General features: G+C 49.2%; 8 protein-coding genes and 1 pseudogene. 6 read left to right on the forward strand and 3 right to left on the reverse strand.

All coding sequences use genetic code 11. From position 1 onward, the window contains the following. Position 1 precedes the first annotated feature (1 nt). On the reverse strand, positions 2–1,132 hold the full coding sequence (locus NDI48_01000) for an ABC transporter ATP-binding protein (protein ID MEP0829782.1): 1,131 nt from the start codon (positions 1,130–1,132) through the stop codon (positions 2–4). Between the two features lie 336 nt (positions 1,133–1,468). Between NDI48_01000 and mrdA (NDI48_01005) the strand changes: the two genes are divergently transcribed. From mrdA (NDI48_01005) to sir, 6 genes and pseudogenes are all read left to right on the forward strand, one after another. Continuing rightward, positions 1,469–3,307, forward strand: coding sequence for a penicillin-binding protein 2 (mrdA, locus tag NDI48_01005; protein ID MEP0829783.1), 1,839 nt, complete (start codon positions 1,469–1,471; stop codon positions 3,305–3,307). A 178-nt stretch (positions 3,308–3,485) separates the two neighbouring features. Continuing rightward, positions 3,486–5,297, forward strand: coding sequence for a penicillin-binding protein 2 (mrdA, locus tag NDI48_01010; GenBank protein ID MEP0829784.1), 1,812 nt, complete (start codon positions 3,486–3,488; stop codon positions 5,295–5,297). A 559-nt stretch (positions 5,298–5,856) separates the two neighbouring features. After that, a pseudogene (locus tag NDI48_01015) lies at positions 5,857–6,240 on the forward strand (Hpt domain-containing protein). Positions 6,241–6,336: 96 nt separating this feature from the next. After that, positions 6,337–7,341: a PleD family two-component system response regulator gene (locus NDI48_01020; protein MEP0829785.1), complete on the forward strand. Its 1,005-nt coding sequence runs from the start codon at positions 6,337–6,339 to the stop codon at positions 7,339–7,341. A gap of 922 nt (positions 7,342–8,263) precedes the next feature. Beyond that, on the forward strand, positions 8,264–8,803 hold the full coding sequence (locus tag NDI48_01025; protein MEP0829786.1) for a porin family protein: 540 nt from the start codon (positions 8,264–8,266) through the stop codon (positions 8,801–8,803). A 937-nt stretch (positions 8,804–9,740) separates the two neighbouring features. Beyond that, positions 9,741–11,714: a sulfite reductase, ferredoxin dependent gene (gene sir, locus NDI48_01030; GenBank protein ID MEP0829787.1), complete on the forward strand. Its 1,974-nt coding sequence runs from the start codon at positions 9,741–9,743 to the stop codon at positions 11,712–11,714. Positions 11,715–11,918: 204 nt separating this feature from the next. Here sir and NDI48_01035 read toward each other — a convergent pair whose 3' ends face one another. Together NDI48_01035 and NDI48_01040 are read right to left on the reverse strand one after the other, a co-directional pair. After that, a complete protein-coding gene (locus NDI48_01035) occupies positions 11,919–12,389 on the reverse strand; it encodes a translation initiation factor (protein MEP0829788.1) in 471 nt (156 codons plus the stop codon). Positions 12,390–12,481: 92 nt separating this feature from the next. Continuing rightward, positions 12,482–12,967 (reverse strand): hypothetical protein, encoded by a 486-nt coding sequence (locus NDI48_01040; GenBank protein MEP0829789.1) that lies wholly within the window; start codon positions 12,965–12,967, stop codon positions 12,482–12,484. Positions 12,968–13,235: the final 268 nt, after the last annotated feature.

The raw sequence follows: 13,235 nt of genomic DNA on the forward strand, positions 1-13,235 counted from the left end.
CTCACTCCTCCAACGCGAGACAATCAGCAGGAGCCCAACGGGCGTAAACTGGAGTGTTAGTATCGGGTAATTTATGAGTAACGTTGGGTAGCCTGACGGTTAAGCGATCGCCACTCTCCAACTCCACCACATAATGCACATGAGTTCCCAAGTACATCACATGCTGGAGATAACCTTCAAAGCAATTGATGGTTGACTCTGGGGGAGACAGAGACAGACGAATTTTTTCAGGCCGTATACTGACTACCATTTCTTGTGTCTGCGTCGCCGCAGGGCTGGGCGGCTTCGATTGCACAACAATCTTCAGACCCGTTGGGGTGAGAATCTGAAGCGAAGAGGCGTCTGAAGATTCTATGCGCCCCTTAAATAAATTGGTATCTCCAATAAAATCGGCCACAAAGGTCGTGCGGGGACGTTCGTAGATTTCTGTCGGGGGACCCACTTGCTCAAGTTTTCCACCGCGCATCACCGCAATCCGGTCAGACAGGCTCAACGCTTCCTCTTGGTCATGGGTCACCATAATAAACGTTAACCCTGACTCTTGATGCAGATTCGACAGTTCGACCTGCATTTCCTTACGCAATTTTAAATCCAACGCCCCCAAGGGTTCATCCAACAACAACACAGCCGGTCGATTCACCAAAGCTCGTGCTAACGCCACCCGTTGCTGTTGCCCTCCAGACAGTTGCCCTGGAAACCGATTTGCGTAAGCCTCCATTTTCACTTGTTTGAGCGCTTGTTTCACCCGCTCTTCAACTTCCGCGCTTTTGAGCTTTTTCAACCGCAGACCAAAGGCGATATTTTCCGACACTCTTAAGTGATTGAACAGAGCATAGCTTTGAAAGACCGTGTTCACCGGGCGTCGGTGGGGAGGGACATGATTCATCGGCTGCCCCTGAATCAACACCTCTCCTGCTGAGGGCGTCTCAAAGCCAGCCACCAAGCGTAGGGTTGTCGTCTTACCGCAACCCGATGGGCCGAGGATACTAAAAAATTCTCCCCGGTGAATCTGCAAGTCCACACCCCGGACAGCCGTCTCTCCAGCAAAAACTTTGAACACCTTGCGGAGTTCAACATCAAGCTCAGTCGCAGTATCCGGAGCGCGTTGTTCTTTAACGGAAGTTTGAGACATAGTGATTAGTTCAACAGCGGCGATGCCCAATTTTGAGGGCGAGTCTGTCTGTTTGGTTAAGCGTCGTTTCCCTACCTGGGATTATTTTATCTGTCTACTCGACGGTCTTGATGTATTACGATGACCAACTCATGCTTCGCTGGCGTCACGTTCCGCTAGTTGCTGTGGAAATACTCCACTCACGCTATCACTAAAATTCGGGTCGCCCCCTTGCCTTAACTAAAAAAACACGTATCCTCAGTTGAGGGTTGAGCCGTTTCTCCTAGCTGGGGACATCCTGCTCAATCCTCAACCCGGTCAAAACTTGTTTGGACTCCATCCTGTACGATTTCTGCTATGACTGTTAATCAGCCTCCCTCCCTAGGGCGTCAACCTACCCCCCGCACTGTTGGGCGTAATTACCAATCTATCTTTGTCATGCTGTTCGTGAGCATCTTCCTCGTCGGAGGCATGGGCGCTCGCTTAGTCTATTTGCAGTTGCTGGAGGGAACTCGCAACCAACAGTTGGCTGAAAATAACCGGATTCGTCTGATTCCCAAGCAACCTGTGCGGGGCAATATTTTTGACCGTAAGGGTCGAGTGTTGGCTAGCAGCCGCTTGTCTCACGCGGTGTATATTTGGCCTGTTGCGCGCAAGAAGGCAGAATGGCCTGAAACCCTTAAACTCGTCTCCAAGATTTTGAATATCCCAGAAGGTGAGATTCAAAAACGTTTGGAAAAAGCCGGCTATAACTCCCCCTCCCTCCTGCGGATTGCCCGTGGCATCAGTCCGGCTCAGATCACAGCCATGGAAGAATACGGTAACCAACTCGAAGGGGTCGAGGTAGATATTGAAGCGGTGCGGGATTACCCCAACAATCAGTTGGCGGCTCACGTCCTCGGTTACACCGGGGAACTCAACGATGAAGAACTCGCCAAGCGTAAATCTGAAAACTACCGCATGGGCGATATTGTCGGTAAAATGGGCGTCGAAGAAGCCTTTGAGAGCCAGCTCCGGGGTGAATGGGGAGGTCAGCAGGTTGAGGTGGATGGTGCTGGTCATGTCCTGAGGGTTTTGGGTCAGAAACAAGCTAAATCTGGTAAGGATGTGCAGTTAACCCTGGATTTAGATGTGCAGAAAGCCGCAGAAAAGGCTTTAGGTGAGCAAAAAGGCGCAATTGTGGCTCTCAACCCCAATACCGGTGCTGTTTTAGCGATGGTCAGCCGTCCCACCTTTGACCCCAACATTTTCTCGACACGGATTACCGCTGCCACCTGGAAGCAACTGCAAGGCAAAGGCAATCCCTTTGTGAACCGCTCGATGCGTGGCTTTCCGCCCGCGAGTACCTTTAAAGTCGTCACGGCAACCGCCGGGATGGAAACGGGCAAATTCGCTCCCAACACCATCCTCCCCACTTATGCGGCGCTGCAAGTGGGCGGAACGGCGTTTGGGGAGTGGAACCATGCAGGCTTTGGTTCCATCGGTTTTGTCAGAGCTTTGGCGATGAGCAGTAATACCTTCTTTGGTCAGATTGGTCGAGGTGCAGGCGGCCCAGCCCTGATTGAGTGGGCGCGTAAGTATGGCTTTGGTCAAAAAACCGGAATTGAGCTATCGGAAGAAGCCCAAGGTTTAGTTGCCGATGCAGCCTGGAAACAGAAGGTTTATAAATGGGACTGGACAGTTGGTGATACGGTCAATATGTCTATCGGTCAGGGATTTACCCAGGCAACGCCTCTACAAGTGGCGGTGATGTTTGCGGCACCGGCCAATGGTGGTTATCGGATTAAACCTCACTTACTCAAGGACAATGAGGAGTCAAAAAGCTGGCGCAAGTCACTCAACATCAAACCCGCTACCCTCAAGGTGATACGTCAGGGTTTGCGAGAAGTGGTGGCGGCAGGAACGGGTAAGGCGTTGAACGTCCCCGAACTCCCGCCCTCGGCTGGAAAAAGTGGTACAGCGGAAGCGCCTCCCGGAAAGTCTCATGCCTGGTTTGGAGCCTATGCGCCTGCGGATAAACCAGAGATTGTGGTACTGGCGTTTGCCGAACATTCTGGGGGTGGCGGCGGTTCGGTAGCAGGACCGATGGTGCGCCAAGTGCTGGAGGCTTACTTTAAGCACAACAATCCGGGCTTAATCCCCAAACCGAAGTCAGAGGCCCCGACTTCTAAACCTAAACCAGCAGCTCGTAACTAATACCCAGGGTAATGGGAAATTGATCAGACACCCCTCAAAAACCCTGATTACCCGCCCATTACCCATTCCCCATTGACCACCTAAAAACAGAAAGTTACATAAATAGCACAAAAAAGTCACAAGAAACAATACAATAGGTGAAAATTTAAACGGACTCCTGCCGGGAAAATTTTCTGATATGTCTGTCTTTCAGCCTTCTTCCGGGGGACGTCAGCCGACTCCCCGCACTGTTGGGCGTAATTACCAATCCATCTTTGTCATGCTGTTCGTGAGCGCTTTCCTGATAGGAGGAATGGGCAGCCGTTTAGCTTACTTACAGTTGATTCAAGGAGCGCGTAACCAACAACTAGCAGAAAGTAACCGGATTCGTCTGATTCCCAAGCAACCGGTGCGGGGCAATATTTTTGACCGTAAAGGTCGCGTGTTGGCCAGCAGTCGCTTGTCTTATGCGGTTTATCTATGGCCGATCGCACTGAAGAAGGGGGACTGGCCTGGAACCCGCCAACGCCTCTCGAAGACGTTGAATATTCCAGAAGCCGATATTCAAAAACGCGTAGAACGAGCAGGCTTTAACTCGCCTTCTCTCATCCGGATCGAACGGGACATCAGTCCTGCCCAGATTACAGCGCTAGCAGAGTACAGCAACCAACTCGAAGGGGTAGAGGTAGATATTGAAGCGGTGCGGAACTACCCCAACGGCGATTTGGCAGCTCACGTATTGGGTTACACGGGGGAACTCAACGATGAAGAACTCGCCAAGCGTAAATCGGAAGGCTATCGCATGGGCGATATTGTCGGTCAAATGGGCGTCGAGCAGGCCTATGAGGATAAACTGCGAGGTGAATGGGGGGGGCAGCAGGTTGAGGTGGATGGCGCGGGTCAGGTCTTGAGGGTTTTGGGGCAGAAAAAAGCTAAACCCGGTAAGGATGTGCAGTTAACTCTGGATTTGAAGGTGCAGAAGGCAGCGGAAGCCGCTTTAGGGAATCGCAAGGGGGCAATTGTCGCCCTCGATCCTAACACGGGTGCTGTTTTGGCGATGGTTAGCCGTCCCACGTTTGACCCCAACATTTTCTCGACTCGGATTACCTCAGCCACCTGGAAGCAACTACAAGGCAAAGGCAACCCCTTTGTCAACCGCTCGATGCGCGGCTTTCCTCCCGCCAGTACCTTTAAAATTGTCACGGCAACTGCTGGGATGGAATCGGGCAAATACTCTCCCAGCACCATCCTTCCGACTTATGCGGCGCTACAAGTGGGCAATACCGCCTTTGGGGAGTGGAACAAGGCAGGCTTTGGTTCCATCGGATTTGTCAGGGCTTTGGCGATGAGCAGTAACACCTTCTTTGGTCAGATTGGTCGAGGTGCAGGCGGCCCAACACTGATTGAGTGGTCACGCAAGTATGGCTTTGGTCAAAAAACCGGAATTGAGCTATCGGAAGAAGCCGAGGGGTTAGTGGCGGATGAAGCCTGGAAACAGAAGGTTTATAAATGGGAATGGACGGTTGGCGATACGGTCAATATGTCTATCGGTCAGGGCTTTACTCAGGCAACCCCCCTACAAGTAGCCGTGATGTTTGCTGTGCCAGCGAATGGCGGTTATCGGGTGAAACCGCACTTACTCAAGGACAATGAGGAGTCAAAAAGCTGGCGCAAGTCCCTCAACATCAAACCGCCTACCATCAAGGTGATACGTCAGGGCTTGCGAGAAGTGGTGGCATCTGGAACTGGCAAGGCTTTGGATGTGCCACACCTGCCACCCACTGCGGGGAAAAGTGGGACAGCAGAGGCTCCTCCGGGTAAGCCACATGCTTGGTTTGGAGCTTACGCGCCTGCGGATAAACCAGAGATTGTAGTGGTGGCCTTTGTTGAACATTCCGCCGCCGGCGGTGGGGGTAAGGTCGCAGGGCCGATGACACTCCAAGTTCTAGAAGCTTATTTTAATAAAAAGCCACCTCAACCCACTAAAGATAAGCAAAAGCGGCCTAATTGAGGAACAGATTTGGGCGACACGGCGACAGTGAAGATAGGTGTCTTAGTGCATAAACTGGAGGAAAACTAACGCTGGGTTCTTGCAGGCTGTCCTTACTTAGCGTAGCTGCCATAACTGTTAGGTACAGGTCAATCCCAAATTCATTGCCTCAGCATCTCCTTGTGATCAGGAAGCAGCTATGTGTAATAAGGGACGTTAGAATGTGGGTTAAAAAAGAGCTGGGGCATCGCTCAACTTTTTAACTAACATCGTTGCTCCTGTTGCTACTTTTGGGGGAGTCCAATTTCCCCGGTTCTGACAATAGCTGACTGAAGAAGGATAAAGGATGAAAGAAGAAATAATGGGATGTAAGCCCTCGCCTTTTAACGCGAGAGAAAAATAAAAGCGAAGCATCCTTGTTTCAATCCCTAAATTTATTTACGGAGTTCCGTTCATCCTTCATACTTCAGCCTTCAGTTGACTTTATGAGGCATCTGTTGATTGTCGATAATAAAGCTGCCAGGGTGTGTCTGTCCGATCAGCCTTTTTGAACAAGCCGATTAAACAGTCTCAACTCTACATGGACGACGACATCCTTAAACCCATTCAGAGCAAGGCATTGGTTCGGGTATTGGGCACAGACCAGCCGCTGCCCAAAACACCAGAGGTTCGAGCTGTTGAGCTTTTGCCACGACAGTTGACGGACGCCGCAATTGCTCCAGAGGCATGGCAAGCCATCGATAAGCGAGAGGAGCGAGAGAACCCAGTGAAGCTGGAAGACCTCGATCACTATCTGGAAAAGGCTCCCCAGTTATTGCAGGCGCTCTGTGTGGCGGCGGCTACTGGCGATAGCCAAAAATTGAAGGATGCTGCTCATTCCTTGAAGTCAAGGAGTGCTACAGTGGGCGTCCCAATACTTTACCAGTTTTGCCAGGATTTGGAAGATATCAGCAGGGGGGGCACTACTGTGACGGCACCCAACTTGGTGTCTCGCTTAAAGGCTGAGTATGAAAGGGTTGAGGCAATGTTACAGGCCCAACGACAGCGAGCGATATCAAGAATGAACCCAGTTTCTCTCCCCGAAGCCCCATCGGTCATTCTGGTCGTGGATGACGACCCCTCAATGCGCCAAGTGTTACGCCGAGTGATGGAAAAAGATGGCTATCAGGTGGTCGAGGCGACGAATGGTGAACAAGGCTTAGAAGTTTACAAACGCCTTAAACCGCAACTGATCTTGTTAGATGCGCTGATGCCCGTAATGGACGGCTTTGCTTGCTGTACCCATCTGCAAACGCTAATCAATGACCCTGTATCCGAGGAGGAGGCTTTTATCAATGTTGATTGCCTCAACGGTGCGTCCCGAACGCCTGTGCTGATGATTACCGGACTCGACGATCAAGCGTCTGTAGACCGGGCTTTTGCCGTTGGAGCCACCGATTATGTCACGAAGCCGATTCATTTTGCCGTGCTGCGTCAGCGGGTACGCCGACTCATCCAGCAATCTCAGCTTTATCAAAAACTACAGATAGCTAATCGGGAGTTGCAGCGTCTGGCGTCTCTCGACGGACTGACAGGGGTAGCCAACCGACGCCGATTTGATGAATACATGGACATAGAATGGCAGCGCATGGCGAAGGAAAATTTGCCCTTATCTCTGATACTTTGCGATATCGACTTTTTTAAGAAATATAACGATACCTACGGTCATCAAGCCGGGGATGCCTGTTTACGTCAGGTTGCCGATGCCCTACGTTTTTGTGCAAAGCGTTCTGTGGATTTAGTAGCTCGGTATGGGGGCGAAGAATTTGCCGTGATTCTGCCGAACATCAAAGTATCGGCGGCGGCTCAAGTGGCGGAGGAAATGCGGAGTGTTGTTAACGCTTTACAAATTCCCCATGTTCAATCAGGGGTGAGTCAGCATGTCACGCTCAGTCTCGGCATTGCCTGTATTGACCCGACGCCGAGTACTTCCCCCGCCATGCTCATTGCCGCTGCTGATGCGGCTTTATATCAGGCTAAAGCCGCAGGACGCAATCGCTGGTTTACCCAGATTCCAGCGTCCTGATTGGCTTCAAAACTGAACAAAAAGGTCAATCAGCATGGTGCTACCTTGAGGAAATAGGAACTTCTTTGCCTAACAAAATCTAGGCGATTGCTCCTGTGGGGCACAGGCGATCGCGCTTCGTGCCTTGCCTGAGGCAATCAACCGAAGGATAAGCCTCTGATCCCCCATCCGTTTCGATAACCCCCTTATTCCCCTCATACGAGGATGGGGCCGGAGCTCATACGAGGAGGGGGGAGTGGGGCAGAGATTGTTTAGACGCTTCAAAAAGAGGTCTACAAGTCGGATTTAGTATGATAACCTCTTAGCCCGCTTGAAGCGGGTGGAATTTTGCTATTTGTAATTGTTTGACTAACAGCCGCCTTGAAATCACATGTAGTAGATGGGCATCTTGCCCATTCCACAAGAGTTTCAAAAATTCAGTTAGGCCAAATTAAATACCTATTCGATTATCTAAGTTCCAGCTTCCCCCAGAGGATGAGGTAAAAAACTTTCATGATTTGCTGTGAGCGTAACTCATGGAAGGTCTTACACTTGATTTCTGTGACTGACGCCACCTTGTTTGGATGTAGACGGCCTCTTCAATTCCTACTTCCAAAGATACATATTGCCGTATCTCAGTTTAATTATTGATTTAAATTAACTGACTTGTGCCAGTTAAAAAAGAGTCCACTTTTTCAATTTGCCAACGACTTAAAGTGATAAGAAAACGACCCAAAATACTCTTATTTTTCAAGCTCAATCGTTATTTCACTTTATTATAGATGGCCTTTCAATAAATCGTCTATAATAAGCGATTTTTCCGGAATTTAAAGGATGATTTTTCCCGAAAAAAATTTTGCAGTTTGTTGGAACTTTTGGATTCTTCCTAACGACTTGGATAATAACAACGCAACGATACACTCACTCCTGGATGAAAGGAACTATGAAACTCACACTTAAGTCAATTGTCACCTTTGCCGCATTAGCTGTTACCGTAATCGCTCCTACGTTACTTTCTGCGGGTCAAGCCTCAGCCGACCCCGTTAAAGGCACAAAGGCTGACTACATCGGTGCTGGTGTATCAGCAGGTGTCACCAATGGGGGTAGTGCAACAGGTGGAGACGCTGCAACCTTCGGTGGCAATATTCAAGGCCGTTTAACAACTCAAAAGGCACCCGTTTCTGTACGTGGCGCTGTCCTATTCAGCGATGATACTAGCGCTATCATGCCAATAGTTACCTATGATGTTCCTGTCGCTAAGAACACCAATGTTTATGTTGGTGGTGGATATTCTTTCGTTGAAAAAACAGGAGAGGCGACACCTCTGGGTAACAAGAATGCTCCCGTTGTGACCGTTGGTGCAGAATCACAGATAGGTAAAAATCTAGTTATCTATGGTGACACCAAGTGGGGTGTTGATGCTTACCAAAATAGCCCTGCTGATGCTGTCAGTTTCCAAGCTGGTGCTGGCTTGAAATTCTAAGTCAGTTCTTCCTGTTGAATCATTAGCTGTTTTAGGTTAACCCAGTAAGCGCACTCTTCACTTAGCAAAAAAGTTTTCAGACAGGCTTAACTAGCCTGTCTATTCTATTTGAGGGTTAAACCGTGAGCTTTATCACTGATAACGGATGATCTGGCTCATCGCTAACCTCTCTCTTCAGCTACTAATCGATAATATTCAACCAGCCTCGACGGGAGGCATGGACCAATCGCTTAATCAGACGATTTTGTTGGGAATTAAGTGCAGAATTTTGACTGATCGACTGGAGTTGATGTAACTGAGTCCGAGAAATTTGGCGCGAACAAAGAGACTCGCTATATATTTCTTCAAGAATTGAAGGGAAGTGATAGAAAGCGTGCATCATTAGAATTCAAAAAATCAAAGTGTTAAAAAATGTAATAACGAAGGCTTTTAGAATACCTCCTATTATCTATTTTTATTTAATCAACGTCTTATTCCATCCGGGAGATTTCTCCAGGTAGACCTGGGAAATCAAAGATTAACTTTTGTATTTAGGTATTTTTGACTAGGTCGCTCAGAGGTGACCCTAGAAGATTCTCTGGCTGAGGTTGATGACACTCGAAACGGTTATATAAACCTGTCAAGAAACAGCGCCTTCCCCCTAGATGAACCTGATGAGAGTGTGGGCAAGGAAAAGCTGAATACTTTGAGGATGGGCGATTGCACTCGATTCCTTGACCTAAAGTTGATGAAGCGATCGCAAAGGATTTGCACTCTTAATCGTGAGGGGTTACTCTAGCAATGTGCGTTAAAGAACGTATAAACTAACGCTGGCGTAGATTTTAGGATTTCTCAAGCTAAGCGGAGATTCATAAAAGATAAGATTAAGATAGATTATTTACCGTAATCCCGCCCGATTAACCGGAATAAAATTCATCCGTTCTGACTGGTAGCTCCAATGGTTAACACTCCGACTTCCCCCTCAGTGCAAAAACGATCTAAAAATGAAGAACTCAAAGAACGCAGCAACTACTTACGTGAACCAGTAGCTACTGAGCTGTTGCAAGATACCACGCGCTTCACAGAAGATGCCATTCAAATTCTCAAGTTTCACGGCTCTTACCAGCAGGACAACCGGGATAATCGAGCCAAGGGTCAGGAAAAAGACTATCAGTTCATGCTGCGTACCCGTAGTCCAGGTGGGTTCATTCCCCCAGAGCTGTATCTGACCCTCGATCGCCTATCCCAAGAATATGGCAACCAGACCCTAAGAGCGACGACTCGCCAAGGCTTTCAAATTCACGGCATTCTCAAGAAGAATCTTAAAACCGTATTCGCCTCAATTATCCGCAACATGGGGTCAACCTTGGGGGCTTGTGGTGACCTAAACCGCAATATCATGGCTCCCCCTGCACCGTATAAAAATCGACCCGAATATCAGTATGCCTGGGAATATGCCAATCATATTGCCGACTTGCTGACGCCTCAGACGGGCGCTTATTACGAGCTTTGGCTGGATGGCGAAAAGGTAATCAGTGCCGAGGAAGCGCCAGAAGTGAAGGCGGCGCGGGAACGCAATATCAACGGAACCAACCTCCCCGATCCAGAGGAACCGATTTACGGGCAACATTACATGCCCCGGAAGTTTAAGATTGCGGTGACGGTACCGGGGGATAACTCGATTGACCTCTACACTCAAGATGTCAGTCTAGTCGTCATTACCAATAAAAAGGGAAAACTAGAGGGATTCAATGTTCTGGCTGGTGGCGGTTTAGGACGCACTCACAATAAAGAAGATACGTTTGTGCGGATGGCGGACGCAATTGGCTATGTGTCGAAGGAGGATGTCTACGACTTAGTCAAGGCGATTGTAGCCACGCAACGGGATTATGGTGATCGCGCCAATCGTCGTCACTCCCGCATGAAATACCTCCTCCATGATTGGGGTGTGGAGAAGTTCACCGCCAAAGTTGAGGAATACTTCGGCAAGAAGATTGCCCCCTACAAGCCACTGCCCGCGTTCAAATACGAAGATTACCTGGGATGGAACGAGCAGGGAGATGGCAAGCTATTTTTGGGAATTTCCATTGATAATGGTCGGGTGAAAGATGAAGGCACCTTCCGTCTCAAATCAGCGCTACGAGAAATTGTTCAGCAATATTCCCTACCCATGCGGCTGACGGCAAGTCACAATATCATCCTTTATGACATTGAACCCTCCCAGCAATTGGCGATCGAGCAGCTTCTGGAGCAACATGGCATCCAAATTTCTCCAGAAGAGATTGAACCCTTAGTCCGTTATTCCATGGCGTGCCCAGCCCTCCCGACATGCGGGTTAGCCATTACGGAGTCAGAACGAGCGATTCCGGGTATCATCGAGCGAATTCGAGCGCTTTTAGACAAAGTGGGTTTAGAAAACGAGCATTTTGTCGTGCGGATGACCGGTTGCCCCAATGGTTGTGCTCGCCCTTATATGGCAGAGTTAGGTTTTGTCGGTAGTGCGCCGGAGAGTTATCAAGTGTGGCTGGGAGGTTCACCCGATCAGACACGGCTGGCACAAGCCTATGTGGATCGGATGCCCATTCATGAGTTGGAATTGTTCTTAGAGCCGATTTTCGTCTTCTTTAAGAAAGAGCGTAAACCGGGGGAAAAGTTCGGAGATTTTTGCGATCGCGTCGGTTTTGAGGCCATCCGCCAGTTTACGGTTGAGTATGAGTCTCCCAAGCTCGATTCTCAATCGGATACGGGCTTAGTTAATGAAGTCATTATGCTAGAACCCTCGGCAGTAGCTGTTGCGATGGGAAAAACACGCTATCGGGTTGGTGTGCGGGATGAACTCTACAAGCGTCTCAAGGATACAGCTACCAAGCAAGGCAAGACGATGACTGAGCTAGCAGCCGAAGCGTTGGAAGCTTACTTAAAGGACATTTAACAGCTTTTGTCGGAATAGACAAAGAGTGGTGCTGTCACGGAGTTGAACCTCAGTGGCAGCTTTTTTTAACGGCAAAGTCTATGAGGTTTTCGGTCATTGCCAGAAAAAAGGCAGTAGATTCCTCCTCTACTGCCTCTTGTACTACTCCTAGTAACTAACTCTCAGCCCAAACCCATAACTAATCCCTAAAACAATGCCTCTGCATTAGTAATAGTTTTCCTGATCTGCCGGGTCGCCGTAGGGGTCTTCGCTAGCGGGGCGAACATCTCCGAATTGCCCGTAGTTACCATCTGCTGGGTCACCGTAGGGGTCTTCGCTTGCAGGGCGAACATCGCCGAATTGCCCGGAGTCGCCATACCCGCCTGGGTCACCGTAGGGGTCTTCGCTTGCAGGACGGACGTCGCCGAATTGCCCGGAGTCGCCATACCCGCCTGGGTCACCGTAGGGGTCTTCACTGGCAGGACGGACATCACCGTAGGAACCGTAAGCTGCTGGGTCACCGTAGGGGTCTTCACTGGCGGGACGGACATCACCGTAGGAACCGTAATCTCCCGGATCACCATAGGGGTCTTCACTGGCGGGGCGAGCCTGCTGATAGTAGTCACCCTCTTCCCGAACTTGCCCTTCATCTCCAGTGACCGCGTCTATTACCTTTTTGAAAAATCCATCCACCATAATAAATCTCCGTTTTTATTTCGTTGTCGCCGTTGAACTTTTCTCGTTTTTGGCGTCGCTGATCTCAAAAATTGGTGTTAGCCAGAATTGAATTACTGTGCTCCTGATGGAACTAGATCTGTTAAGTCGCGACCAGTGGGTCGATTGTTATATCCTTGGAAATCCCGGTATTGCTGTGCTTCAGACTCTGGGACTTGGATTCCACCCGGCGGCGGTGTTACCCAGTGAACACGCTTTTGGGCATCGCGATAGTAAACACGCCCATTCTTAGAAAGGTAGTACTGGCCCTGTGCGCCCTGCTCTTGCTTGTTTTTGTGTCGGTTATAGAGGTAGTAAAGTGCAGCCGCTCCAGCTAAGATAGCCACTTTTTGCCCGGTTGATATTCCTTTTTTGGCCTGGGGTGAGTTGCCAGGAGCTGGATAGGTTTGTGCCCCACTCCTGCTCTCATCAACGGGTGGCGGTGGTGCCGTCCTTGTTTCACTGGCGCAACCCGCAAAGAAAGGTACTCCTAGTAAGGCTGAAAGCAACAGCGCTGTTGGACGTAAATATTTTCGCGGTTTTGGATAGATAGAGTTCATGGGAACTGATCGCCCTGTTAGAGACTGTCTATGGGGGAATTTACGAACCAGCGCTGTGCCCAAATTTTGTTAGCTTTTCCGGCAAAACAGGTTCTACAAAATTCGCTGAAAGTAGTTTATTTTGTAGAGATTTTCCAACAGCACTGAAAATTATTTAACTTCAATCATTTTTATTAAATTCATTAATTATTTCATCTAGCTATAGATAGAAATTCTATTTATAAATTATTTCTCTGGGAGTAGAAGCCTCTTAAACCGAATGCCTAAA

Source organism: Microcoleus sp. AS-A8, from assembly GCA_039962225.1.
Taxonomy (GTDB): Bacteria; Cyanobacteriota; Cyanobacteriia; order Cyanobacteriales; family Coleofasciculaceae; genus Allocoleopsis.